Source organism: Pseudomonas sp. TE36184 (genome assembly GCF_054060055.1).
Genome location: NZ_JBSSCU010000001.1, coordinates 4,437,918 through 4,463,317, shown reverse-complemented (window position 1 = coordinate 4,463,317; position 25,400 = coordinate 4,437,918). Strand labels below are relative to the sequence as shown.

The window sequence follows — 25,400 nt, the reverse complement described above, 5'->3', positions numbered from 1 at the left end:
CGGGCATGGGCGCGCTTTCGCATCTGCGGGTACTGGATTTGTCGCGAGTACTGGCGGGCCCTTGGGCCGGGCAGATCCTCGCGGACCTTGGGGCCGAAGTGATCAAGGTCGAGCGGCCGGGCAATGGTGACGACACGCGTGCCTGGGGGCCTCCCTTCCTCAAGGACGCGTATGGCGAGAACACCAGTGAAGCGGCGTATTACTTGTCGGCCAACCGCAACAAAGAGTCGGTGACCATCGACTTCACGCAGCCGGAGGGGCAGAAGCTGGTGCGTGACCTGGCGGCCAAGTCCGACATCCTGATCGAGAACTTCAAGGTGGGCGGCCTGGCGGCGTATGGGTTGGACTATGCCTCGCTGAAGGAGGTCAACCCGGCGTTGATCTATTGCTCGATCACGGGGTTTGGCCAGACGGGGCCTTATGCGGCCCGTGCGGGCTACGACTTCATGATCCAGGGGTTGGGTGGACTCATGAGCCTGACGGGGCGGCCGGAGGGAGATGAGGGGGCGGGCCCGGTGAAAGTGGGGGTGGCGTTGACTGACATCCTTACGGGGCTCTATTCGACGGTGGCGATCCTGGCGGCGCTGGCTCATCGCGAGCGTGACGGCGGCGGGCAACATATTGATATGGCGCTGCTGGACGTGCAGGTGGCTTGTCTGGCCAACCAGGCGATGAACTACCTGACGACAGGCGTGCCGCCAAAGCGCTTGGGCAATGCACATCCGAATATCGTGCCTTATCAGGATTTTCCCACGGCCGATGGCGACTTCATCCTGACGGTGGGGAATGACGGGCAGTTCCGTAAGTTTGCGCAGGTGGCAGGTCAGCCGCAGTGGGCGGATGATCCGCGTTTCGCGACCAACAAGGTGCGGGTGGCCAATCGCGCGGAACTGATTCCCTTGATTCGCCAGGCGACGGTGTTCAAGACGACGGCTGAATGGGTGTCGCAACTGGAGCGAGTCGGCGTGCCGTGCGGGCCGATCAATGATCTGGCGCAGGTATTCGCGGATGCCCAGGTCAAGGCGCGCGGGCTGGCGATTGAGTTGCCTCATGCACTGGCGGGGATGGTGCCTCAGGTTGCCAGTCCTATACGGTTATCCAAGACCCCTGTGGAATACCGCAGCGCGCCTCCTTTATTGGGTGAGCATACGGTCAGGGTGTTGCAGGAAGTGCTGGGGTTGATGCCGGCGAATGTGGCTGCTTTAAAAGAAGCTGGGGTTGTCTGAGTCATCTCTTCTATATAGAGCGTCATTAAGGGCTCTATATAGAAGAAAGTTGGTTGTTTTTTAGCCAATCCTAACTATTGGATAGATAAGCGAAATTAAAGGTTGACGGCAAATCCTGGACGTCTATAATTCGCCCCACTTCCGGCGCAGTCGAAACGGAAAACTCCTTGGTAAACAAAGAGTTACGCAAGATTCGACAGCGACCTGCTTCAGTTCATCGAAGCCTGGAAGGAGTTGGTAGAGCAGTGTTGTTTGGCTCTATTGACGTTTCGATCTTCTCGGTCGAAAGCGGAGAAAAAGAGGTGTTGACAGCAGCGTGTAACGCTGTAGAATTCGCCTCCCGCTAACGAGAGATCGGAAGCGCAAGTGGTTGAAGTTACAAAGGAAACTTTGAAAACTTCTTAAAATAATCACTTGACAGCAAATGAGGCTGCTGTAGAATGCGCGCCTCGGTTGAGACGAAAGATCTTAACCAACCGCTCTTTAACAACTGAATCAAGCAATTCGTGTGGGTGCTTGTGGAGTCAGACTGATAGTCAACAAGATTATCAGCATCACAAGTTACTCCGCGAGAAATCAAAGATGTAACCAACGATTGCTGAGCCAAGTTTAGGGTTTCTTAAAAACCCAAAGATGTTTGAACTGAAGAGTTTGATCATGGCTCAGATTGAACGCTGGCGGCAGGCCTAACACATGCAAGTCGAGCGGTAGAGAGAAGCTTGCTTCTCTTGAGAGCGGCGGACGGGTGAGTAATGCCTAGGAATCTGCCTGGTAGTGGGGGATAACGTTCGGAAACGGACGCTAATACCGCATACGTCCTACGGGAGAAAGCAGGGGACCTTCGGGCCTTGCGCTATCAGATGAGCCTAGGTCGGATTAGCTAGTTGGTGAGGTAATGGCTCACCAAGGCGACGATCCGTAACTGGTCTGAGAGGATGATCAGTCACACTGGAACTGAGACACGGTCCAGACTCCTACGGGAGGCAGCAGTGGGGAATATTGGACAATGGGCGAAAGCCTGATCCAGCCATGCCGCGTGTGTGAAGAAGGTCTTCGGATTGTAAAGCACTTTAAGTTGGGAGGAAGGGCAGTTACCTAATACGTGATTGTTTTGACGTTACCGACAGAATAAGCACCGGCTAACTCTGTGCCAGCAGCCGCGGTAATACAGAGGGTGCAAGCGTTAATCGGAATTACTGGGCGTAAAGCGCGCGTAGGTGGTTAGTTAAGTTGGATGTGAAATCCCCGGGCTCAACCTGGGAACTGCATTCAAAACTGACTGACTAGAGTATGGTAGAGGGTGGTGGAATTTCCTGTGTAGCGGTGAAATGCGTAGATATAGGAAGGAACACCAGTGGCGAAGGCGACCACCTGGACTGATACTGACACTGAGGTGCGAAAGCGTGGGGAGCAAACAGGATTAGATACCCTGGTAGTCCACGCCGTAAACGATGTCAACTAGCCGTTGGGAGCCTTGAGCTCTTAGTGGCGCAGCTAACGCATTAAGTTGACCGCCTGGGGAGTACGGCCGCAAGGTTAAAACTCAAATGAATTGACGGGGGCCCGCACAAGCGGTGGAGCATGTGGTTTAATTCGAAGCAACGCGAAGAACCTTACCAGGCCTTGACATCCAATGAACTTTCTAGAGATAGATTGGTGCCTTCGGGAACATTGAGACAGGTGCTGCATGGCTGTCGTCAGCTCGTGTCGTGAGATGTTGGGTTAAGTCCCGTAACGAGCGCAACCCTTGTCCTTAGTTACCAGCACGTAATGGTGGGCACTCTAAGGAGACTGCCGGTGACAAACCGGAGGAAGGTGGGGATGACGTCAAGTCATCATGGCCCTTACGGCCTGGGCTACACACGTGCTACAATGGTCGGTACAGAGGGTTGCCAAGCCGCGAGGTGGAGCTAATCCCAGAAAACCGATCGTAGTCCGGATCGCAGTCTGCAACTCGACTGCGTGAAGTCGGAATCGCTAGTAATCGCGAATCAGAATGTCGCGGTGAATACGTTCCCGGGCCTTGTACACACCGCCCGTCACACCATGGGAGTGGGTTGCACCAGAAGTAGCTAGTCTAACCTTCGGGGGGACGGTTACCACGGTGTGATTCATGACTGGGGTGAAGTCGTAACAAGGTAGCCGTAGGGGAACCTGCGGCTGGATCACCTCCTTAATCGACGACATCAGCTGCTCCATAAGTTCCCACACGAATTGCTTGATTCATTGAAGAAGACGATAAGAAGCAGCCCGAAATTGGGTCTGTAGCTCAGTTGGTTAGAGCGCACCCCTGATAAGGGTGAGGTCGGCAGTTCGAATCTGCCCAGACCCACCAATTTTGTGTGGGAACCTGTAGAAATACGGGGCCATAGCTCAGCTGGGAGAGCGCCTGCCTTGCACGCAGGAGGTCAACGGTTCGATCCCGTTTGGCTCCACCACTACTGCTTCTAGAAGTTGAAAGCTTAGAAATGAGCATTCCATCGTGATGATGGTGAATGTTGATTTCTAGTCTTTGATTAGATCGTTCTTTAAAAATTTGGGTATGTGATAGAAAGATAGACTGAACGTTACTTTCACTGGTAACGGATCAGGCTAAGGTAAAATTTGTGAGTTCTCTTAATTGAGAAATTCGAATTTTCGGCGAATGTCGTCTTCACAGTATAACCAGATTGCTTGGGGTTATATGGTCAAGTGAAGAAGCGCATACGGTGGATGCCTTGGCAGTCAGAGGCGATGAAAGACGTGGTAGCCTGCGAAAAGCTTCGGGGAGTCGGCAAACAGACTTTGATCCGGAGATGTCTGAATGGGGGAACCCAGCCATCATAAGATGGTTACCTTACACTGAATACATAGGTGTAAGGGGCGAACCAGGGGAACTGAAACATCTAAGTACCCTGAGGAAAAGAAATCAACCGAGATTCCCTTAGTAGTGGCGAGCGAACGGGGACTAGCCCTTAAGTGGCTTTGAGATTAGCGGAACGCTCTGGAAAGTGCGGCCATAGTGGGTGATAGCCCTGTACGCGAAAATCTCTTAGTCATGAAATCGAGTAGGACGGAGCACGAGAAACTTTGTCTGAATATGGGGGGACCATCCTCCAAGGCTAAATACTACTGACTGACCGATAGTGAACTAGTACCGTGAGGGAAAGGCGAAAAGAACCCCGGAGAGGGGAGTGAAATAGATCCTGAAACCGTATGCGTACAAGCAGTGGGAGCCTACTTGTTAGGTGACTGCGTACCTTTTGTATAATGGGTCAGCGACTTATTTTCAGTGGCGAGCTTAACCGAATAGGGGAGGCGTAGCGAAAGCGAGTCTTAATAGGGCGTCTAGTCGCTGGGAATAGACCCGAAACCGGGCGATCTATCCATGGGCAGGTTGAAGGTTGGGTAACACTAACTGGAGGACCGAACCGACTACCGTTGAAAAGTTAGCGGATGACCTGTGGATCGGAGTGAAAGGCTAATCAAGCTCGGAGATAGCTGGTTCTCCTCGAAAGCTATTTAGGTAGCGCCTCATGTATCACTGTAGGGGGTAGAGCACTGTTTCGGCTAGGGGGTCATCCCGACTTACCAAACCGATGCAAACTCCGAATACCTACAAGTGCCGAGCATGGGAGACACACGGCGGGTGCTAACGTCCGTCGTGAAAAGGGAAACAACCCAGACCGTCAGCTAAGGTCCCAAAGTTATGGTTAAGTGGGAAACGATGTGGGAAGGCTTAGACAGCTAGGAGGTTGGCTTAGAAGCAGCCACCCTTTAAAGAAAGCGTAATAGCTCACTAGTCGAGTCGGCCTGCGCGGAAGATGTAACGGGGCTCAAACCATACACCGAAGCTACGGGTATCACGTAAGTGATGCGGTAGAGGAGCGTTCTGTAAGCCTGTGAAGGTGAGTTGAGAAGCTTGCTGGAGGTATCAGAAGTGCGAATGCTGACATGAGTAACGATAATGGGTGTGAAAAACACCCACGCCGAAAGACCAAGGTTTCCTGCGCAACGTTAATCGACGCAGGGTTAGTCGGTCCCTAAGGCGAGGCTGAAAAGCGTAGTCGATGGAAAACAGGTTAATATTCCTGTACTTCTGGTTATTGCGATGGAGGGACGGAGAAGGCTAGGCCAGCTTGGCGTTGGTTGTCCAAGTTTAAGGTGGTAGGCTGGAATCTTAGGTAAATCCGGGATTCTAAGGCCGAGAGCTGATGACGAGTCATCTTTTAGATGACGAAGTGGTTGATGCCATGCTTCCAAGAAAAGCTTCTAAGCTTCAGGTAACCAGGAACCGTACCCCAAACCGACACAGGTGGTTGGGTAGAGAATACCAAGGCGCTTGAGAGAACTCGGGTGAAGGAACTAGGCAAAATGGCACCGTAACTTCGGGAGAAGGTGCGCCGGTGAGGGTGAAGGACTTGCTCCGTAAGCTCATGCCGGTCGAAGATACCAGGCCGCTGCGACTGTTTATTAAAAACACAGCACTCTGCAAACACGAAAGTGGACGTATAGGGTGTGACGCCTGCCCGGTGCCGGAAGGTTAATTGATGGGGTTAGCTAACGCGAAGCTCTTGATCGAAGCCCCGGTAAACGGCGGCCGTAACTATAACGGTCCTAAGGTAGCGAAATTCCTTGTCGGGTAAGTTCCGACCTGCACGAATGGCGTAACGATGGCGGCGCTGTCTCCACCCGAGACTCAGTGAAATTGAAATCGCTGTGAAGATGCAGTGTATCCGCGGCTAGACGGAAAGACCCCGTGAACCTTTACTATAGCTTTGCACTGGACTTTGAATTTGCTTGTGTAGGATAGGTGGGAGGCTTTGAAGCGTGGACGCCAGTTCGCGTGGAGCCAACCTTGAAATACCACCCTGGCAACTTTGAGGTTCTAACTCAGGTCCGTTATCCGGATCGAGGACAGTGTATGGTGGGTAGTTTGACTGGGGCGGTCTCCTCCTAAAGAGTAACGGAGGAGTACGAAGGTGCGCTCAGACCGGTCGGAAATCGGTCGTAGAGTATAAAGGCAAAAGCGCGCTTGACTGCGAGACAGACACGTCGAGCAGGTACGAAAGTAGGTCTTAGTGATCCGGTGGTTCTGTATGGAAGGGCCATCGCTCAACGGATAAAAGGTACTCCGGGGATAACAGGCTGATACCGCCCAAGAGTTCATATCGACGGCGGTGTTTGGCACCTCGATGTCGGCTCATCACATCCTGGGGCTGAAGCCGGTCCCAAGGGTATGGCTGTTCGCCATTTAAAGTGGTACGCGAGCTGGGTTTAGAACGTCGTGAGACAGTTCGGTCCCTATCTGCCGTGGACGTTTGAGATTTGAGAGGGGCTGCTCCTAGTACGAGAGGACCGGAGTGGACGAACCTCTGGTGTTCCGGTTGTCACGCCAGTGGCATTGCCGGGTAGCTATGTTCGGAATAGATAACCGCTGAAAGCATCTAAGCGGGAAACTAGCCTCAAGATGAGATCTCACTGGGACCTTGAGTCCCCTGAAGGGCCGTCGAAGACTACGACGTTGATAGGTTGGGTGTGTAAGCGCTGTGAGGCGTTGAGCTAACCAATACTAATTGCCCGTGAGGCTTGACCATATAACACCCAAGCAATTTGCGAACTCGAAAGAGACCAGATTGCGGTGTGTGAAGACGAAACGAACCGAAAGTTCGACTCTTACAAAACACCGAAAGCTATCACATACCCAATTTGCTGAAGCGAGGCCAGCTGGCCACGACTCAGTACCCGAATTTCTTGACGACCATAGAGCATTGGAACCACCTGATCCCATCCCGAACTCAGCAGTGAAACGATGCATCGCCGATGGTAGTGTGGGGTTTCCCCATGTGAGAGTAGGTCATCGTCAAGATTAAATTCCAGAACCCCTGTTTGCTTACGCAGACAGGGGTTTTGTTTTAGTAGAAGTCCACGAATTTCACTGGAGCGTTGCCAAGGCAACGGTCTGGTACACAGAATTTCTTGACGACCATAGAGCATTGGAACCACCTGATCCCATCCCGAACTCAGCAGTGAAACGATGCATCGCCGATGGTAGTGTGGGGTTTCCCCATGTGAGAGTAGGTCATCGTCAAGATTAAATTCCGAAACCCCTGTCTGCTTGCGCAGACAGGGGTTTTGTCGTTTAAGAGGTCTGCTTCGGTCGCACATCCGCTCAGCTGACTCCCTGCATCTGATCGATGCTCATCCGTCCTGGAAAACTGCAAGACTTTGCAGTTTCGGACGCCTTGCTTGTACCGCCGGTCTGTTTCCCACTCAAAAAGAGGATCTTTCTGACAAAACCTTAAGATTCCACTTCATTTGGCCGAAAGCCTGACGAGCCATGCGTGCACCGATTTGGAGCAGATCAAGCGTCTGCCCAGGCGTTACATGGAATGTTCCACCCAGCACGCTCCCCCCATTTGGCAAAAGAAGTCGATGAAATGAATCTAAAGTTCAGTCATAAAATTCTGTTGGCCGCGTCAGGCGTCGTGGTCTTGGCCTTCGCGTTATTCACGTTGTACAACGATTACTTACAGCGCAGCACCATCAAACAGAACCTGGAGTCGTCCATCCAGCAATCCGGAGAACTCACCGCCAGCAGTGTGCAGAACTGGCTCAGTGGCCGTGTGCTGATACTCGAAAACCTGGCACAAAACATGGCTCACCAGGGCAGTGCTGCAGATCTTCCAGGCTTGGTTGATCAGCCCGCACTCACCTCGAACTTCCAGTTCACTTATGTCGGCCAAACCAACGGCGTGTTCACCCAACGCCCCGACGCAAAAATGCCCGATGGCTATGACCCGCGCCAGCGTCCTTGGTACAAGCAAGCCGTGGCGGCTGACAAACCGATGCTGACCCCGCCTTACATGGCAGCCGTGGGTGGGCAGATCGTGACCATCGCCATGCCGGTGAAAAAGAACGGCGAGTTGCTGGGCGTGGTCGGTGGTGACCTGAGCCTGCAAACGCTGGTGAAGATCATCAACTCGGTAGACTTCGGCGGCATCGGCCATGCGTTCCTGGTCAGCGGCGACGGTCAGGTCATCGTCAGCCCCGATCAGGGCCAGGTGATGAAGAACCTCAAGGACATCTACCCAGGCACCAGCGTCCGCATCGAGAAGCTTAACCAGGATGTTGTCCTCAACGGTCAGGATCGCATTCTGTCCTTCACCCCTATCGCCGGCTTGCCAGGTGCGGACTGGTACATCGGCTTGTCGATTGATAAAGACAAAGCCTACGCACCCCTGGGTAAATTCCGCACCTCCGCGCTGATTGCCATGCTGATTGCCGTGGTGGCGATTGCGGTGCTCTTGAGCTTGCTGATCCAAGTACTGCTGCGGCCATTGACCACCATGGGCGTTGCCATGCAGGACATCGCCCAGGGTGAGGGTGACCTGACCCGCCGCCTGGACGTGACCAGCAAAGATGAGTTTGGCGAGGTAGGCAGTGCCTTCAACCAGTTCGTCGAGCGTATCCACGCCTCGATTTCCGAGGTGTCCTCGGCAACACGCCAGGTGCATGACTTGTCCCAGCGCGTAATGGCGTCGTCCAACGCTTCGATCGTCGGTTCTGACGAGCAGAGCGCGCGCACCAACAGCGTAGCGGCGGCAATCAACGAACTGGGCGCCGCGACCCAGGAAATCGCGCGTAACGCCGCTGACGCTTCCCAGCACGCCAGTGGTGCCAGCGAGCAGGCTGACGATGGGCGCAAAGTGGTGGAGAAAACCATCCTGGCGATGTCGGAACTGTCGCAAAAGATCAGCCTGTCCTGCACCCAGATCGAAACCTTGAACGCCAGCACCGATAACATCGGCCACATTCTCGATGTGATCAAAGGCATCTCCCAGCAGACCAACCTGCTCGCGCTCAACGCCGCGATCGAGGCCGCCCGTGCCGGGGAAGCGGGTCGCGGGTTTGCCGTGGTCGCCGATGAGGTGCGCAACCTGGCTCACCGTACCCAGGAGTCGGCGGAGGAAATCCACAAAATGATTACTTCGCTGCAAGTGGGTTCGCGTGAAGCGGTGACCACCATGAACGCGAGCCAGACCTCCAGCGAAGAGAGCGTCGAAGTCGCCAACCAGGCCGGTGAGCGCCTGATCAGCGTGACGCAGCGGATTGTTGAAATCGACGGCATGAACCAGTCGGTCGCCGCTGCCACCGAGGAGCAGACCGCGGTGGTGGAAACCCTCAATGTCGACATCAACCAGATCAACCTGCTGAACCAGCAAGGCGTGGCCAACCTCAATGAAACATTGAAGGACTGTGACGCGTTGTCTCAACAGGCCAGCCGCTTGAAACAACTGGTCGACAGTTTCAAGATCTGACCTCAGCGGCATAGGAGCGAGGCCTCTCGCTCCTACTGCTTAGCCGAGCATTTGTCGGACATTTTCCAGGGCGCCGTCGGCGAAGTTCTGCATAAAGTGTTCGAACCCTTCCTGCGCGGTGTCGACCGGTTCGCCGATGAGCGTCCAGGTCGCTCTGGAGCATCCGCAGCCAAGTGGCTCCACACGCATTGCCGCCCACAAGCGGGCCACGCCCAAGGTGTTGTAGACCGTGGTCCAGGTCATGAACATGGCCTCTTCGTCACGGCTGTTGAGCTGCTCCACCGCACAATGGCCATCGTGGAAATACTTCGTGCGTAAAGCGCCTACGCCGGTGCCGGTCATTTCGATGTGCGACAAGGCGGGAATGAACGCATCAAAGCCTGCAAAGTCCCCCACCAAGCCCCACAGCCTGGGGGCCTCGCAGGTGACTACGACAGAGGCCACCACTGGTGTGCCCCGGGGGTTGCGGATCAATGTATCGGGTTGCAACGGTTTCATGAGGTTGTCCTGAGGCGGTTCAGAGAAAGCCGATGGCCTTGAGGTAGTCGCAGCCTTTGCCTAACAGCGCGGGGCTTTTCTCGGGGTACGGCTTACCCATTTCTTCCACGCCCCGGCGTGCGTTGTCGTGACGGATCATCGACGTATCGCCGATGTCTTCACCCAACCCGTCCAGGTAAAAACCCAGCACGCCAAACAGCGCATTTTCGCGGCCCACCGTTCGCAGTTGCCGTTGCTACTGCGCGACACTGACCCGCTCGAATGTGTAGCCGGCGTCGCTGAATGCATCGAGGTACTGCTCCCAGCTCAGGGGTTGTGGGTTATGCAGGTTGTACACGCTGCGCCCGGTTGCGAAACGAGCGCAGTGGAACGCGATGAAGCGTGCAAAAAAGTCCACCGGCATCAGGTCGAAGTTCACCGCTAACCGCGGAACCAGGCCCAACTGCAGCGAGCCCTTGAGCATCAGCATCAGGCGATTTTTCTGTGGTTGGCAAACACCGCTTTGGCTGTTGAAACTGATATTGCCCGGACGATAGATATTCACCCAGGCACCTTGCTCCAGCGCGCGCGCCGATAGCCGCTCGGCCACCCATTTGGACAGGTTGTAACCATTCTTGATGTAGATCGGCGGTGTCGCCGCAGCAGGCGACTCGAGGACCTGTCCCGCGGCGTCGATGGCGCTGCATGCCGAGAGTGTCGAGATGAAGTTGAAGACCTTTTTGCTGTGGGTTTCACACAGACGCACGCATTCCAGTACCGGGTCGACGTTGTCTTTCACCAGCGACGCGTAGTCCATCACATGGTTGACCTGCGCCGCGTTATGCACCAGCACGCCAAAGTCCCTGGCGAGGCGCTCGTACACCTCGGCGGCCAGGCCCAGGCCAGGCTGGCTGACATCGGCGGCGTACACCTGCACCCGGCTCCGGTCCAGATGTTCCAGGCGGTACTCCTGCAACGCCTGGGTGAACCGTACCGTTGCCGGCTGGTTCGGCAGTTCCCGCACCAGGCATGCCACTTCGGTCGCACCGCCGGCCAGCAAGGCTTCGACAATGTGGACCCCGATAAAACTGTTGGCCCCCGTCACGATCACTTTGCGACGATCACCGGCGCGGTCCTCGGGCAGCACCTCAAAAGCCGGTTCCCGCTGCGCGTCTTGAACCGCCTGGCCGACGGGTGCGGCAGCGCGCGGGCCGTCCTCCAGCAGTGCCGCGAGCGTGCGAATGGTCGGCATTTCAAAAAAGCTGTTCAGGGGCAGGCTGCGACCAAATTGTTCGCGAACCCGCAGCAGCAGGCTCGACAGCAAAATGGAGTGGCCGCCGACGTTAAAGAAGCTGTCATCGATGGACAACGTGCCCGTGGGAAGCTGCAACAACTCATGCCACAGCCCCAACAGCTCAACCTGTAGCGGCGTTTGCGCGGCCTTTACGGTGTGATTCGAAGGGCGCTGCACCGGCAGTTGCAACAAGGCCTGGCGATCGACTTTACCGTTGCTCGCGTAAGGCAGGCCGGCGAGTTCGATCCACCGCTCGGGTTGCATGTAATCAGGCAGCCACTGCCGTGCATGCTGCTTGAGGTCGTCCATCGTGGCACCCGGTTCCGGCTGGGCGACCACACCGCGAATCCTGCGATCACCGTCGATCACCACCGCCACCTGGCGGAACAGGCGGCTGGCACGCAGGCACTGTTCGATCTCCTGGGGTTCGACTCGAAACCCCCGAATCTTCACTTGCTCGTCCCGACGCCCGCCCAGCTCGATGCCGTCGCCGGTCCACTTTGCGTAATCGCCGCTGCGGTAGGCGCACACGGGTTGTCCTCCCGGCAGTACCAGTTCGACAAAAGGGTCGTCGTGCAGTTGTGTTGCGTTCAAGTACCCCAGGCTCACGCCCGGCCCGACGATGTACAGCTCGCCCATCACCTGTTCGTCCACTGGCTGCAAATGCTCATCGAGTATCAGCACCTGGCTGTTGGCGATGGGACGGCCGGCGTTGCGATTGCTGTCCCCGGGCCGCAACGTGCGATGGGTGACCAGCACCGTGGCTTCGGTGGGGCCATAGAGGTTGTGCAACTGGCATTGGCCGGCCAGTCGTTCGATCACATAGGGTTCACAGGCATCGCCGCCGGTCAGCAGGTGCGTCAGGCCCAGCGGTTGGTCCAGCGGCAGGATGCTCAGCAGCGCCGGCGGCAGGAAGGCATGGGTGATCTGCTGCTGGCGGATCAGTTCTACCAACTGCTGCGGGTCGCGTCGTTGCGCCTCGCTTGGAACAATTAACTCGGCGCCGGCAATCAGGCTGGGGAAGATATCCATCAGCGAGGCGTCGAAGCTCAACGAAGCGAACTGCAGTACTCGACTCTGCTCGTCCAGCCCCATGCAACCGCCGAACCAGGCGGTGAAATGGGCCAGGTTGCTCTGGCTCAGCAACACGCCTTTGGGGCGGCCGGTAGTGCCCGAGGTGAAGAGCACCATGCACGGTGCATCGGGGGAGGGGCGATGCTGCAGCAACGGTGACGTGTCGTGCTGATCGAGGGCACTGACATCCAATGAAACGAAGTGCTCGCGCAGTGGGTGGCCGCCATCATCCAGCAACAGCCTGGCTCCCGCGCTGTCCAGCATGGCCTGTTGGCGTTGCGCCGGATGATCCGGTGCCAGCGGCAGATAAACCGCGCCGCAGCCCAGCACCGCAAGAATGCTGGCATACAACGCCGTTGTTTTTTCCAGGCACACCCCGACCACCGGTGGTACCTCGAGGCCTTCCAGCAGTGGGCCGAGGCGTTGCTGGATCGCCCGTGCTTGAGCGTGCAATTGTCGGTAGGTCAGCACACGGCCGGCAATGTTCAGCGCCGGTCGTGCGGCGAAGGTGAGCAGGCTGGCTTGCAGTCGTTCGATCATCGGCACCTGCGCTGCCTGCAGCAATTGCACATCGGCGGTGTGATTGAACCGATGCACGAACGCCAGTGCCTCCAGCTTTTGCAAGCTGTGTTCGGGCCAGGCATTGGTGCCGGCCGCGGCGGGGCAATACTCCGGGTCGCGGGCGAAGCCGCTGACCAGCACGGCGACCCATTCCACCAGCGCGCTTGTCGCTTGCAGGCGCAGTCGCTGGCCATTGCCGCTGGGCGCGTCGGCAAGGTCCAGCACGGCCAGCAAGCATTGGCCGGCGGCATAAGCGCGTAACTGTAGCCGCGGCAACCCATGCTCCGTCAGCGGGCCGACGCCCAGGCGCAGGCTGATGCGTGGAGCGGCGGCCAGGTGCGCGGGCAGTGACTCGCTACCGTCCTCGATCACCAGGTCGGCAGCGTCATGCCCCGACAGATGACCATACTGTTCCAGCTCCACCCTCACCGCATCCAGGGCACGGCTGATACCCAACCATCCAATTGTCAGGCGCCTCATGCCGCTCTCCCGGCCACCGGCAGATAGTCGGCCAATGCCTGGGCCACACTCGGTGTCTGCAGCAAACCGCTGTGTTGCAGAAAGCCCATGATGTTGCCGATCAGCGGGTGGTGGCGGGTGATGGGGAACTCCAGTGCCGCCATGTCGGCCCGCAGCGCATGGCGAACGTCAGCGCTGACGTCCAACTGATCGATCAGCTGCAGGTCGAAGGATTTTTGCAGCTCGTTGGTCAGGTAATGCGCCAGAAAGATGGGCAAGACCGGCGCAATGCTATCGCGGTCAGCCGGGCTTGCCGCCTGCCAATAGAGGCGCACCAGGCGTGTCCAGAACTGCCCATGGCGCCCTTCGTCGAACAGGTGATCGGCCATCAAGCCACGGATGGAGGCCTTGACGCTGTCGTCCCTGGAAAACGCCGCTACGTCATGGGTTACGGTGTTTTCGGCAATGGCCACGGCAATCAATTCCACCGCATCGCGCAGGTGCGTCGGGGCCTGCGCCTGCGCCGCCGTCAGGGCGCGGCTCAGTTCGATCTGCCCGGGCAGATCCAGCGGTGATATACCGGTCATCTTCACGGTCTGTTGCAGGAAGTCCAGCGCGACCAGGGCGTGATAGTCCTCGTCCACCACGACGGTCATCGCGTCATAGCGACACACCAGGGGGAAGGGCAGGGCGAAACGGTTCTTGGCGATGTTGCGCGCGGTCCTGTCGACAATCTCGGTTTCGAAAATCACCACGTCATTGATGAATTTGTAGAAGCTTTGCAACAGCACGAAGTCGCGCCACTGCGGGCAATGTTCAAGAAAGGTCGCGCTGAGCACCAGAGGTTGGCGGCACAGCGGGTAGATCAGTTTGTCGTCGTTTTCCAGCAGGCGGCGAGGGCGTGTGCGGATGGTGGCGCGGCGTTCCCAGTCTTCGGCGATGGAGCGGTAGGCGCTGATGTTCATGGGCGCACCTGTTGCAGCAAGGTGTGTACGTCGTCCCAGAGCTTGATGCGGTTTTCCACGGCGTTGACCGCGGTTTCAGCCGCCTGTTGCTGGCGCTCGGGTGCGTTGTCGGTAAGGCCCTGGAGCATCCTCTGCGCCCCTGGCTCGTGGTCTTGGGTGTCCAGTTCGATGTGGCGGTTGAGGTACTCGCCCAAGGTTGGCGCCTGGCTTCTGATGATCTCACTGCCCTGCAACAGCCGTTCGAACATGCTCGGGATAATGCTTTCGCGGCCGTGCAGGAAGGCGGCGGCCACACAATGGGTGGGCGCATTCAACGCGATGTGCAACGTGCTGGCGACGAAGTGGGCCACGCCGGGCAGCACATCGACCTGGCCCAGGGCGGCATTGGCCTCGACGCCCCGACGTTGCAGCGTGATGAACGTATCGATGGCGTGGGTACTGGCGCCCACTTCGAGCATGGCTTCGCGGTACAGCTCGAAGTGGCTGCAATGACCGCGCCGGGGGTGTTCGTCCGACTCCTCGCCCAGCACGATTTCGTTGATCAGGCGGGCGGCTTGCGGGTCGGTCGGCGGGAGCCAGGGCAATTGCGTACAGGTCAGGTCCCGTTGCAGGCGTTTGGTGAGGCTCATGAAGTCCCAAACGGCAAATACATGGTTTTCCATAAAGATTTGTAACTTGCCAAGTGAAGTTATTTCTTCAAATAACGGATGGCTGCATAACTGCAGTTTTTTTTGTTTAAGTAAACCTTGATACATAGTTGATGCCTATAAGTTGTTGCGACTGCTCTGAAAACAGTGCTGGGCTTTTGCAGCCCAAAAGCGGACAGATAACGTTTAGCCAAGCAGCGCGCGCAGCGCTGCCCAAACAAGGGTTCGTGCAGGCTGTTGAGGTGCTTGGTTTATTGAAGAAAGATAATAAGCCGATTAAACGTTTGGGCGAGCTTATAAATGTATTAGATGTTTTTTCGAAAAGATTCCGGTTGTGGGTAAGTTATATTATTAAACGTGGGAAGTTTCTCGAGCATTAGCAGGCATTACGCAGTCGAATAGTTTTAACCGGGGCGTCTTGATGCAGGTTCTGCCAACAGCGAAGGTCGCCCCGCAATGCTTGATCGGTGAAGCAGGCTGGAAAAGTTCAGGTGCCGGTCGCCTCAAGGCCCTTGAGGTAAGTGCTGATGACCTCCATGCCTCGCATCAAGTGATTGCGCAACGTCAGGATACTTTCGTCGACCTTCTTCTGCGCCACCAGGCTCAGCAGTTCGCGGTGATCTTCCTGGGACGTCTCGCCGAGCCCCATCGCCTCAAGGTTGAAACGCAGGAAGCGCTCCTCTTCATTCAAACCGTGTTCGACTAGCGTGAGTAGCCGCCGGTTGGGGGCCTTGCCATACAGCGCCATGTGGAACAGGCGGTTGAGCCGGCCGATCTCGGTATAGTCTTTCTCTTGTTCCAGCGCCGTGATGAAGGCATCGGCCTGGGCAATGTCGTCTGCGCTGAGCAACGGAATCGACAAGCGCAGCGCTTCGGACTCCAGCAGCATGCGCAGGGCGTAGGTCTCGGCCGAATTGTCTTCGATCAGCGGTGCAACCACCGCCCCCTTGTGCGTCACGACGTGCAGCAACGACTGGGCTTCCAGCTGCCGAAGGGCTTCACGCACGGGCATGCGACTGACGCCGAACAGGCTGGCCAGCTCCTGCTGGCGCATGGCGGTACCACAAGGCAATCGGCCATCGAGGATGGCGTTGCGCAAGGTTTCTTCGATTACGGAACGAGCAAGATGGGCGGGAATAGGCCCGCTGACCTTGATACTGCTCAAAGGGCTCGGCTTTTGCGTCACGGCTACGCTAGCCTCCTCATAGAATGGCAATGGCTTATTGGATCCAATGCACACTAGAGATTGCCTACAGGCTTGTCAAACGAGCAAGGTTTTCGGCTTGTAAGCGGCTAAACACGCCACTCTGGGTGCCCACATCGAGCTTTTGCGGTGTCTTACACGGTGGTGTCGGATTGCCCTGCATTGAACACTTCACCGCCATCGTTTGTGCCATTCCCGCCGCCCAGCGCAGGGTTTCGTCGGTGCATTCCTGTCTATGCATATTCTCTAACGGTATTTAAAATACATTTCTTATATCTATAAAGTCACTCTCCTGTCCGATCGGGAGTGAATTCATGTCAGCCACCTCTACTGTTCCAGCAGCGATCCCTAACGCCCAAACCTTCGAGATTCGTCCACTCCCCGGCAGCGTGGGGGCCGAGATCATCGGCCTGGATTTGTCCCGCCCGGTCAATGACGAGGATTTCGCCCGCATTCACCGCGCGCACCTGGATCACCATGTGGTGGTCTTTCGCGACCAGCGCATCACCCCCGACCAGCAGATCGCCTTCAGCCGTCGCTTTGGCGTGCTGCAGATCCATGTGCTCAAGCAGTTCCTGCTGGCCAACCACCCGGAAATCCTGATCGTCTCCAACATCATCGAAAACGGCCAAGCCATCGGCCTGGGCGATGCGGGCAAGTTCTGGCATTCGGACCTTTCCTATAAAGAACTGCCCAGCCTGGGCTCGATGCTGCATGCCCGGGAACTGCCAGCCGAAGGCGGCGACACCCTGTTTGCCGACATGCACAAGGCCTGGGACCACTTGCCCGAGCACCTGCGCAACGCCGTACACGGCCGCAGCGCTGCGCATTCCTACACCGCGCGTTACAGCGAAACCAAATTCGAAGGCAACTGGCGCCCGACACTGACCCCCGAGCAGCTCGCCCAGGTCGCCGAAGTGGTCCACCCGATTGTGCGTACCCATCCGGAAACCGGCCGCAAGGCGCTGTTCGTCAGTGAAGGCTTCACCACCCGCATCGTCGGCCTGCCGGAGGACGAAAGCCGCGACCTGCTGGCCCAGCTCTACGCCCACAGCGTGCTGCCGGACAATATCTACCGCCACCACTGGCAGCCCCACGACTTGGTGTTCTGGGACAACCGCTCGCTGATCCACCTGGCTACCGGTTGCCCGAGCCATCTGCGCCGCAAGTTGTACCGCACCACCATCCAGGGCGACGCGCCTTTCTGATTCGGAGCATGACCATGTCCAGAAACATTCCATTTGCGCGGCTGGCCGCCACGTTCGGCCTGGGTATCAGCCTGCTGGCCGGCAGCCTCGTCGCCCCGGCGGTGGCGCAGGCTGAAGGTGAGATTCGCATCGCCGAGCAGTTCGGCATCGTCTACCTGTTGCTCAACGTGGTGCGCGACCAGCACCTCATCGAAAAATACGGTAAGCAGGAAGGCCTCGATATCCAGGTCGACTGGACCCAACTCTCCGGCGGCGCGGCCGTGAATGATGCGTTGCTCTCCGGTTCCATCGACATTGCCGGTGCCGGCGTCGGGCCGCTGCTGACCATCTGGGACCGTACCCGCGGCAAGCAGAACGTCAAGGCCGTCGCCTCCCTCGGTAACTTTCCCTACTATTTGGTGAGCAACAATCCCAAGGTCAAGACCATCGCCGATTTCACCGATAACGACCGCATCGCGGTACCGGCGGTGGGTGTGTCGGTGCAGTCGCGCTTCCTGCAATACGCAGCTGCCAAGCAGTGGGGCGACAAGCAATTCAATCGCCTCGATCAGTACACCGTCGCCGTCCCGCACCCCGACGCCACGGCGGCGCTGATCGCCGGCGGTACCGAGCTGACCGGGCACTTTTCCAACCCGCCGTTCCAGGACCAGGCCCTGGCGAACCCCAATGTGCATGTGGTGCTCAACACTTATGACCTGCTGGGCCCGAACTCGCCGACGGTGTTGTTCGCCACTGAAAAATTCCGTAACGACAACCCGAAAACCTACAAGGCATTCGTCGATGCGCTGACCGAAGCCGCGCAGTTCGCCCAGCACGACAAAGGCGCCGCCGCCGACACTTACATCCGCGTGACCAAGGCCAAGATCGACCGTGCCGAGCTGCTGAAAATCATCGACAACCCGCAATTCGAGTTCAGTGTCACGCCGAAAAACACTTACCCGCTGGCGGAGTTCCTCTACCGCGTCGGCGCAATCAAGAACAAGCCGGAATCGTGGAAGGACTACTTCTTCCAGGACGCCAAGCCCCTGCAAGGAAGCTGAGATGAACGCGCCCCTGCAAGGCCACACGGCCAGCAACCTGCCCACCGCCACTGCGCTGCTGGCGGTGGATAACGTCAGCCTCGAATACCGCACCCCCGAGCGCGTGGTGCGGGCCACGCACCAAGTCAGTTTCGACATCGACCCGGCCGACCGCTACGTGTTGCTCGGCCCGTCGGGTTGCGGCAAATCCACCTTGCTCAAGTCCATCGCCGGGTTTATCCAGCCTTGCGAAGGGGAGATCCGCCTGCTGGGGCAGAGGGTCGAACAGCCCGGTCCAGACCGCATCGTGGTGTTCCAGGAATTCGACCAGTTGCCGCCGTGGAAAACCGTCAAACAAAACGTCATGTTCCCGCTGCTGGCATCGAACACCCTCAAGCGGCGGGACGCCGAAGAACGCGCGTTGCACTACCTCGACAAAGTCGGCCTCGGCGCCTTTGCCGACGCCTATCCGCACACCCTCTCCGGCGGCATGAAAGCCCGCGTGGCCATCGCCCGCGCCCTGGCGATGCAGCCGAAAATCCTGTTGATGGACGAACCCTTCGCCGCCCTCGATGCGCTGACCCGCCGCAAGATGCAGGAAGAGTTGCTGCGGCTCTGGGAAGAGGTGCGTTTCACCTTGCTGTTCGTCACCCACTCCATCGAAGAGGCGCTGGTGGTGGGCAATCGCATCCTGTTGCTGTCGCCCCATCCCGGGCGCGTGCGCGCGGAAATCCACAGCCATCAATACGATCTGCACAGCCTTGGCGGTGCGCAATTCCAGGCCTCGGCGCGAAGGATTCATCGCCTGCTGTTCGATGAAGCGCCCGAAGCCGAACGTGAGTTGGGCTTCGCCGATATCCGCATCGCTTACTGAAGGGCCCCTCCCATGCGCCAGGAATATGAAGTCACCCTCGAACCGCTGCTCAGCGTCCCCGTGGAGCGCGAGCTGCCCCTGCGCCAACGCGTGTGGCAACAAGGCTGGTTGCGCAAAGGGTTGATCCTGATCGTGCTCGCGATCCTCTGGGAAGCGGTTGCGCGCTACCAGAACAATGACCTATTGCTGCCGAGTTTCTTGCAGACGTTTCACGCGCTCTACGACGGGCTTCTGAGTGGCGAGCTGCTGAGCAAAGTCAGCATTTCGTTGGTGGTGCTGATCAAGGGTTACCTGATCGGCATTGTGCTGGCATTTACCCTGACCACACTGGCGGTCTCGACCCAACTGGGCCGCGACCTGCTCAGCACCCTGACCTCGATGTTCAACCCGCTGCCGGCGATTGCGCTGTTGCCGCTGGCGCTCTTGTGGTTTGGCCTGGGCCAGAACAGCCTGATTTTCGTGCTGGTGCATTCGGTGTTGTGGGCGTTGGCGCTCAACACCTATTCGGGGTTTCTCGGCGTGTCCGAAACCCTGCGCATGGCCGGTCGCAACTACGGGTTGAAGGGCATGCGCTTCGTGCTGTTCATCCTGATCCCGGCGGCACTGCCGTCGATCCTCGCCGGCCTGAAAATCGGCTGGGCATTCGCCTGGCGCACGCTGATTGCCGCCGAGCTGGTGTTCGGCGCCACCAGCGGCAAAGGCGGCCTGGGCTGGTACATCTTCCAGAACCGCAATGAGCTGTACACCGATAAGGTTTTTGCCGGGCTGGCGGTGGTGATCCTGATCGGCTTGCTGGTGGAGAACCTGGTGTTCGACACGTTCGAGCGGCTCACCGTGAAGCGTTGGGGCATGCAGCGTTGATGCTGTAGCCCCACGCGACATCCCTGTTACGATTGCGCCCAGTTCACTCCCTATCGATCACGAGTGCTTGGCATGCAACTACCGGACATGAACCTGCTGGTCGCTCTCGACGCATTGCTCGACGAGGGCAGCGTGGTCGGTGCTGCGCGGCGGATGAACCTCAGCCCGGCGGCGATGAGCCGCACCCTCACGCGTATTCGCGAGGCGGTGGGTGACCCGATCCTGGTACGCGCCGGGCGTGGCCTGGTGCCGACGCCCAAGGCGCTGGCGTTGCAGGGCCAGGTGCGCAACGTAGTGGAACAGGCGGCGCTGCTGTTCCGTTCGGCGGATCAGGTCGACCTGAGCACCCTGCGCCGGCGCTTCAGCGTGCGGGCCAACGACTTTTTCATCGGTGTGTATGGCGGTCGTCTGTTCGACACCCTGGAGCGTTCGGCACCGTTATGCGAGCTGTGCTTCGTGCCCGAAGGCGATACCGACGACGAAGCGCTGCGCGAAGGGCGCCTGGACTTGCGGGTGAGCAATACCCTGCCCGCCAGTCCCGAAGTCAAGGTGCAGAACCTGTTCTCCACCACCTTCGTCGGGCTCGCGCGGGAAGATCATCCCTTGTTCGATGAGGAGATCACCGCTGCACGGTTCGCCAGCTATTCCCACATCAGCATCTCGCGACGCGGCATCGCCCGCGGGCCGATCGACACTGCGCTCAATGCCCTGGGCCTGGAGCGCCACGTGGCAATGATCGCCCCGGGTTTTCACGGCGCGATGTTCATGTTGCCCGACTCCGACCTGTTGCTGCCGGTGCCCAAGGAAGCGCTCTACAGCGTCAATCGCTTGAAGTTGCCGTTGCGTGTGTTCGCGTTGCCGATTTCCCTGCCGACCCTGGTCCTGGCCCAATTCTGGCACCCGCGTTTCGACAAGGACCCGGCCCACAAATGGCTGCGCGAAACCCTGCGCGAGAGTTGCCACGCCACCTGGTTGGAAGCCCAGCCTGCCCAGGCTTTAAGCATGCACGATCAAGGGTGGAAGGGGTGAGCCCAGGATTGCGTCCGGCGCACTTATAACCTTCCGATAAGTAACTTTTTGTCATGAATGTGCCCGATTAAACTGCTCGGGTATTTCTCATCCCGAGTTACCTGTTCATGACGTCCCTCGCTGCCCCGGCCCCCCTGGCCGCGGCCAAACCCACTGCCCCGAGCCCGCCCGTGTTCGGCCCGCGTATCATCGTTGGCCTGGTCGGCGTTTTGCTCGCGGTGTTGGTGTCCGGTCTCAACGAAATGGTCACCAAGGTCGCCCTCGCCGATATCCGTGGCGCGCTGTACATCGGTTTTGACGAAGGCACCTGGCTGGTCGCGGCCTACACGGCCACTTCCGTAGCGGCCATGGCGTTTGCGCCCTGGTGTTCGGTGACGTTTTCTCTGCGCCGTTTCACCCTGTGCGCCATCGGCCTGTTCACCGTGCTCGGCATCCTGTGTCCGTTTGCGCCGAACTACGAAAGCCTGTTGCTGTTGCGCACTGTGCAAGGCCTGGCGGGCGGCGCGTTGCCGCCGATGCTGATGACCGTGGCGCTGCGTTTTCTGCCGGCCGACGTCAAACTGTATGGACTGGCCGGCTACGCGCTCACGGCCACCTTCGGGCCGAGTCTGGGTACGCCGCTGGCGGCGTTGTGGACCGAATACGTCGGCTGGCAATGGGCGTTCTGGCAGATCGTCGGGCCGTGCCTGCTGGCAATGGCCGCCGTGGCTTACGGCCTGCCACAAGACCCGCTGCGGCTGGAGCGCTTCAAGCAGTTCAACTGGCGCGGCCTGCTGCTGGGTTTTCCGGCGATCTGCATGCTGGTGATCGGCCTGTTGCAGGGCAACCGCCTGGACTGGTTCGAGTCGGGCCTGATCACCGGCTTGCTGGGCGGCGGCGCATTGTTGCTGGTGCTGTTCATGTTCAATGAATGGTCGCACCCGATGCCGTTTTTCAATTTGCAGATGCTTGGCCTGCGTAACTTAGCGTTTGCCCTGATCGTGCTCGCGGGGGTGTTGATAGTGCTGACCTCAGTGATCATCATCCCGTCGAGTTTCCTTGCCCAGGTTCAGGGTTACCGGCCGCTGCAAACCGCGCCGCTGATGTTGCTGATGGCGCTGCCGCAATTGATCGCGCTGCCGCTGGTGGCGGCAATGTGCAACCTGCGTTGGGTCGATTGCCGTTGGGTGCTGGGGATCGGGCTGGGTCTGTTGGCGCTGTCTTGCATCGGCAGTGTGCACCTGACGTCGGCGTGGGTGCGCGACGATTTCTATGGCCTGTATCTGCTGCAAATCTTCGGCCAACCCATGGCCGTGTTGCCGCTGCTGATGCTCTCCACGGGCAGCATCCAACCGGCGGACGGGCCGTTCGCTTCGGCCTGGTTCAACACCGTCAAGGGGCTGGCCGCCGTGATCGCCACCGCCGTTCTCGATGTGCTGACCACCCGGCGCCTGCATTTCCACTCGACTGTGCTGGTCGACCGCCTGGGCAACTCGCCACTGGCCGACAGCGACGCGCCGGGCCTGGCCCAGCGCCTGCACGCGCAGGCCGTGGTGCTCACTTCCTCGGATCTCTATTACGTCATGGCGGTTGTCGCGGCGACGTTGATCCTGCTGATTTTCTGGATGCCCACGCGGATTTTTCCGCCCCGCGCGCCGACTTGATTGCTCACCGAGCCCTAAGGACTTTCCATGAAACGCAAAGACAAAATGGCTGTCTCCGCCATCGCTGTGTTCGCCGTCGGTGTGCTGCTGTACCAGGCTGTGCCGGGTCTGCTGGGCAGCCAGCGCCAGACCACCAATGACGCCTTCGTCGCCGCCGACTTCACCCTGGTCGCACCCCGTGTGGCCGGGTTTATCAAGGAGGTGTTGGTGGAAGACAACCAGCGCGTCAAGGCCGGCCAGTTGTTGGCGCTGATCGACGACCGCGATTTTCGCGCCGCTGCCCAGGCTGCCGATGCGGATATGTTGGTGGCCCAGGCTCAACTGAAAAACGCCACCGCCACCCTTGAGCGCCAAAGCTCGGTGATCACCCAGGCCCAGGCCACGGTGGCGGCAGAGCGCGCCGAAGTCGCCTTCGCCGAACACGAACTGAACCGCTACAACCACCTCGCCGGTGTCGGTGCGGGCACTGTGCAGAACGCCCAGCAAGCCAGGACGCGCATCGACCAGGCCACCGCGCGCCTGACCAATGCCACGGCGGTGCTGGCGGCCGAGCGCAAGCAGGTGGAGATCCTCAGCGCCTTGCGCGACGCCGCCGCCGGTGGACTGAAACGCGCCCAGGCCGCACTGGAAATGGCCAGCTATCAGTTGTCCTATACGCGCATCGTCGCGCCGCTGGATGGCATGGTCGGCGAACGCGCGGTGCGGGTCGGCGCCTACGTCACGCCGGGCAGCAAAATCCTCGCGGTGGTGCCGTTGGCCGAGGCATACGTGGTCGCTAACTTCCAGGAAACCCAGCTTCTCCATATGCATGCCGGCCAGGCCGTGCAGGTGCGCGTCGACAGCCTCGACGGCGAGTTGCTCGACGGTCACCTTGAAAGCCTGGCACCCGCGACCGGGGTGACGTTCTCCGCGGTCAAACCGGACAATGCCACCGGCAACTTCACCAAGGTGGTGCAGCGCATCCCGGTGAAGATCGTCCTCGAACCCCACCAAGCGCTGACCGAACGCCTGCGCGTCGGCATGTCGGTGGAAGCCAGCGTCGACACTCGGTCCGTCGCGCAACAGCGTGAGGTGGCCCAGCAATGAGACAGGTCGCCTGGCTTACCTTGAGCCTCATCAGCCTGACCGCCTGCAGCGTCGGCCCGGATTTTCAGCGGCCACAAGGCCTGCCCATGGCGCAATGGGCCGAACCCCAGGGCCGTCAGGCGGCCAGTCGCGCGGTCAGCGATGCGCTGCAAGAGCGCTGGTGGGACGTGTTCCATGACGAGCAACTGTCGGCCCTCACCCGTCGCGCCCTCACCGATAACCTGGACCTGAAACTGGCCAGCAGCCGCCTGCAACAAAGCCGCGCCATGCGCCAGGTGATCACCGCCGAACGTTACCCCAATGTCGATGCCACGGGTGGCTCTCAACGCAAACGCAACAGCGGCAAAGGCTTGAGCGACCCTTCCGGCGAAAATGGCCGCTCGGCATTCAGCCAATGGGACATGGGCTTCTCCGCCTCCTGGGAGCTGGACTTCTGGGGCCGCGTCAAGCGCGAAACCGAGGCCGCCGACGCCACCCTGCACGTCGCCGAAAACGACCGCCGCGCCGTGTTGCTGTCGGTGCTGGCCGAGACCGCCCAGGACTACATCCAACTGCGCGGCGTGCAGAACACCCGCGCCGTCACCGAACAAAACCTTGCCGTCGCCCGCCGCAGCCTCTCACTGTCGCAACTTCGCCTGGCTGACGGTGTAGCGACGGACCTGGACGTGGCTGAAGCCGCCGCCCAGGTTGCGGCCATCGAAGCGCGCCTGCCGGATTTGCAGCAACGCCAGGACCAGTTGATCAACGCTCTCAGCCTGCTGATGGGCGAACCGCCGCAAGCCCTGCATGCGCAACTGTCCAGGGACGCGGCCGTGCCGCAGACCCCGCGTCAGGTTGCCATCGGCCTGCCTTCGCAACTCGCCGAACGCCGCCCCGATATCCGCCAGGCCGAAGCGCGCCTGCACGCCGCCACCGCCAGCATCGGCGTGGCCCGGGGCGACTTCTATCCGCGCATCACCCTGTCCGGCAGTCTCGGCTCCCAGGCCATGCAACTGTCGGACTTCGGCTCCTGGGGCTCCCGCGCATTTGCCTTCGGCCCGCAATTCAGCCTGCCGCTGTTCAACGGCGGGCGCTTGCAAGGCATGTTGAACCTGCGCGAAGCCCAGCAGCAGGAAGCCGCGCTGGCCTACCAACACACCGTGCTGCGTGCCTGGCATGAAATCGACGATCAACTGACCCGCTACAACACCAGCCAACTGCGCCGCGACAGCCTCGCCGAAGCGGTGCGCCAGAACCAGATCGCCCTGTCCACCGCGCAACACCAGTACGTCGAAGGCGTGGTGGATTTCGTCAACGTACTCACCGTGCAAAGCGCGCTGCTGACCACGCAAGAGCAGTGGGTGGAAAGCTCTACCGGCGTGTCGTTGGCGATGGTGGGGTTGTATAAAGCGCTGGGCGGCGGCTGGGAGTCGGTCTACCCGTTGACGGACGTTCGACGCTGAAATGGGAAAATCTTCTCGTCATTTCCTGCGA

At 59.1% G+C, this 25,400-nt stretch carries 14 protein-coding genes, 2 tRNA genes, 4 rRNA genes and 1 pseudogene; 16 read left to right on the top strand and 5 right to left on the bottom strand.

Translation table 11 applies throughout. The annotated features are described in order from the left end of the window. The first annotated feature begins 5 nt into the window (after window positions 1-5). The 8 genes from ACVWZP_RS20005 to ACVWZP_RS19970 all read left to right on the top strand — a co-directional run bounded on the left by ACVWZP_RS20005 (window position 6) and on the right by ACVWZP_RS19970 (window position 9,526). Window positions 6-1,226 carry a CaiB/BaiF CoA transferase family protein gene (locus ACVWZP_RS20005; protein ID WP_457370088.1) on the top strand — a complete coding sequence of 407 codons (1,221 nt, stop codon included), beginning with the start codon at window positions 6-8 and terminating at the stop codon, window positions 1,224-1,226. A 639-nt stretch (window positions 1,227-1,865) separates the two neighbouring features. Continuing rightward, window positions 1,866-3,402: ribosomal RNA gene (locus ACVWZP_RS20000) — 16S ribosomal RNA — on the top strand. 82 nt (window positions 3,403-3,484) lie between these two features. Then, a tRNA-Ile gene (locus ACVWZP_RS19995) sits at window positions 3,485-3,561 on the top strand. A gap of 27 nt (window positions 3,562-3,588) precedes the next feature. Then, window positions 3,589-3,664: transfer RNA gene (locus ACVWZP_RS19990), tRNA-Ala, on the top strand. Between the two features lie 247 nt (window positions 3,665-3,911). After that, window positions 3,912-6,802: ribosomal RNA gene (locus ACVWZP_RS19985) — 23S ribosomal RNA — on the top strand. Window positions 6,803-6,958: 156 nt separating this feature from the next. Next, window positions 6,959-7,074, top strand: a 5S ribosomal RNA gene (gene rrf, locus ACVWZP_RS19980). Window positions 7,075-7,183: 109 nt separating this feature from the next. Further along, window positions 7,184-7,299 (top strand): 5S ribosomal RNA (gene rrf / locus ACVWZP_RS19975). The 16S, 23S and 5S rRNA genes sit together here with 2 tRNA genes alongside, the layout of an rRNA operon. Before the next feature lie 346 nt (window positions 7,300-7,645). Next, a complete protein-coding gene (locus tag ACVWZP_RS19970) occupies window positions 7,646-9,526 on the top strand; it encodes a methyl-accepting chemotaxis protein (RefSeq protein ID WP_079442568.1) in 1,881 nt (626 codons plus the stop codon). A 39-nt stretch (window positions 9,527-9,565) separates the two neighbouring features. Here the strand turns inward: ACVWZP_RS19970 and ACVWZP_RS19965 are convergent, their stop codons facing one another. The 5 genes and pseudogenes from ACVWZP_RS19965 to ACVWZP_RS19945 all read right to left on the bottom strand — a co-directional run bounded on the left by ACVWZP_RS19965 (window position 9,566) and on the right by ACVWZP_RS19945 (window position 16,189). After that, window positions 9,566-10,024, bottom strand: a complete 459-nt coding sequence (locus ACVWZP_RS19965; protein WP_457370087.1) for an SRPBCC family protein — start codon at window positions 10,022-10,024, stop codon at window positions 9,566-9,568. 19 nt (window positions 10,025-10,043) lie between these two features. Next, window positions 10,044-13,412, bottom strand: a pseudogene (locus ACVWZP_RS19960) (amino acid adenylation domain-containing protein). Continuing rightward, window positions 13,409-14,356: a diiron oxygenase gene (locus ACVWZP_RS19955; RefSeq protein ID WP_457370086.1), complete on the bottom strand. Its 948-nt coding sequence runs from the start codon at window positions 14,354-14,356 to the stop codon at window positions 13,409-13,411. Before ACVWZP_RS19955 ends, ACVWZP_RS19960 begins: the two are co-directional and overlap by 4 nt. Beyond that, window positions 14,353-15,111, bottom strand: coding sequence for a DUF3050 domain-containing protein (locus ACVWZP_RS19950; RefSeq protein ID WP_288074620.1), 759 nt, complete (start codon window positions 15,109-15,111; stop codon window positions 14,353-14,355). Before ACVWZP_RS19950 ends, ACVWZP_RS19955 begins: the two co-directional genes overlap by 4 nt. A 379-nt stretch (window positions 15,112-15,490) precedes the next feature. Then, window positions 15,491-16,189, bottom strand: a complete 699-nt coding sequence (locus ACVWZP_RS19945; protein WP_046385134.1) for a GntR family transcriptional regulator — start codon at window positions 16,187-16,189, stop codon at window positions 15,491-15,493. A 332-nt stretch (window positions 16,190-16,521) separates the two neighbouring features. Here ACVWZP_RS19945 and ACVWZP_RS19940 point away from each other — a divergent pair, with 332 nt between their 5' ends. From ACVWZP_RS19940 to ACVWZP_RS19905, 8 genes are all read left to right on the top strand, one after another. Beyond that, entirely contained in the window at window positions 16,522-17,415 is an 894-nt protein-coding gene (locus ACVWZP_RS19940) for a TauD/TfdA dioxygenase family protein (RefSeq protein ID WP_256823553.1), read from the top strand. A 14-nt stretch (window positions 17,416-17,429) separates the two neighbouring features. Continuing rightward, entirely contained in the window at window positions 17,430-18,455 is a 1,026-nt protein-coding gene (locus ACVWZP_RS19935; protein ID WP_079442575.1) for an ABC transporter substrate-binding protein, read from the top strand. 1 nt (window position 18,456) lies between these two features. Then, window positions 18,457-19,308: an ABC transporter ATP-binding protein gene (locus ACVWZP_RS19930; protein ID WP_046385131.1), complete on the top strand. Its 852-nt coding sequence runs from the start codon at window positions 18,457-18,459 to the stop codon at window positions 19,306-19,308. A 12-nt stretch (window positions 19,309-19,320) separates the two neighbouring features. Further along, on the top strand, window positions 19,321-20,169 hold the full coding sequence (locus ACVWZP_RS19925; protein WP_046385130.1) for an ABC transporter permease: 849 nt from the start codon (window positions 19,321-19,323) through the stop codon (window positions 20,167-20,169). Between the two features lie 72 nt (window positions 20,170-20,241). Beyond that, the gene (locus ACVWZP_RS19920; RefSeq protein ID WP_457370085.1) at window positions 20,242-21,198 is read left to right on the top strand and encodes a LysR family transcriptional regulator; all 957 of its coding nucleotides are present in this window, start codon (window positions 20,242-20,244) and stop codon (window positions 21,196-21,198) included. 107 nt (window positions 21,199-21,305) lie between these two features. Then, window positions 21,306-22,841: an MFS transporter gene (locus tag ACVWZP_RS19915; protein ID WP_169863892.1), complete on the top strand. Its 1,536-nt coding sequence runs from the start codon at window positions 21,306-21,308 to the stop codon at window positions 22,839-22,841. A 27-nt stretch (window positions 22,842-22,868) separates the two neighbouring features. Next, window positions 22,869-23,927 (top strand): HlyD family secretion protein, encoded by a 1,059-nt coding sequence (locus ACVWZP_RS19910; protein WP_046385127.1) that lies wholly within the window; start codon window positions 22,869-22,871, stop codon window positions 23,925-23,927. Then, window positions 23,924-25,369 carry an efflux transporter outer membrane subunit gene (locus ACVWZP_RS19905; protein WP_108526149.1) on the top strand — a complete coding sequence of 482 codons (1,446 nt, stop codon included), beginning with the start codon at window positions 23,924-23,926 and terminating at the stop codon, window positions 25,367-25,369. The genes ACVWZP_RS19910 and ACVWZP_RS19905 overlap by 4 nt, the downstream gene beginning before the upstream one ends. The last annotated feature ends 31 nt before the right edge of the window (window positions 25,370-25,400 follow it).

What these genes read in the sequence shown, in the direction of transcription:
- ACVWZP_RS19925 (WP_046385130.1), top strand. Translation starts at nt 19,321, where the DNA reads ATGCGCCAGGAATATGAAGTCACCCTCGAACCGCTGCTCAGCGTCCCC.
- ACVWZP_RS19935 (WP_079442575.1), top strand. Translation starts at nt 17,430, where the DNA reads ATGTCCAGAAACATTCCATTTGCGCGGCTGGCCGCCACGTTCGGCCTG.
- ACVWZP_RS20005 (WP_457370088.1), top strand. Translation starts at nt 6, where the DNA reads ATGGGCGCGCTTTCGCATCTGCGGGTACTGGATTTGTCGCGAGTACTG.
- ACVWZP_RS19955 (WP_457370086.1), bottom strand. Translation starts at nt 14,356, where the DNA reads ATGAACATCAGCGCCTACCGCTCCATCGCCGAAGACTGGGAACGCCGC.
- ACVWZP_RS19910 (WP_046385127.1), top strand. Translation starts at nt 22,869, where the DNA reads ATGAAACGCAAAGACAAAATGGCTGTCTCCGCCATCGCTGTGTTCGCC.
- ACVWZP_RS19905 (WP_108526149.1), top strand. Translation starts at nt 23,924, where the DNA reads ATGAGACAGGTCGCCTGGCTTACCTTGAGCCTCATCAGCCTGACCGCC.
- ACVWZP_RS19920 (WP_457370085.1), top strand. Translation starts at nt 20,242, where the DNA reads ATGCAACTACCGGACATGAACCTGCTGGTCGCTCTCGACGCATTGCTC.
- ACVWZP_RS19950 (WP_288074620.1), bottom strand. Translation starts at nt 15,111, where the DNA reads ATGTATCAAGGTTTACTTAAACAAAAAAAACTGCAGTTATGCAGCCAT.
- ACVWZP_RS19965 (WP_457370087.1), bottom strand. Translation starts at nt 10,024, where the DNA reads ATGAAACCGTTGCAACCCGATACATTGATCCGCAACCCCCGGGGCACA.
- ACVWZP_RS19930 (WP_046385131.1), top strand. Translation starts at nt 18,457, where the DNA reads ATGAACGCGCCCCTGCAAGGCCACACGGCCAGCAACCTGCCCACCGCC.
- ACVWZP_RS19915 (WP_169863892.1), top strand. Translation starts at nt 21,306, where the DNA reads ATGACGTCCCTCGCTGCCCCGGCCCCCCTGGCCGCGGCCAAACCCACT.
- ACVWZP_RS19970 (WP_079442568.1), top strand. Translation starts at nt 7,646, where the DNA reads ATGAATCTAAAGTTCAGTCATAAAATTCTGTTGGCCGCGTCAGGCGTC.
- ACVWZP_RS19940 (WP_256823553.1), top strand. Translation starts at nt 16,522, where the DNA reads ATGTCAGCCACCTCTACTGTTCCAGCAGCGATCCCTAACGCCCAAACC.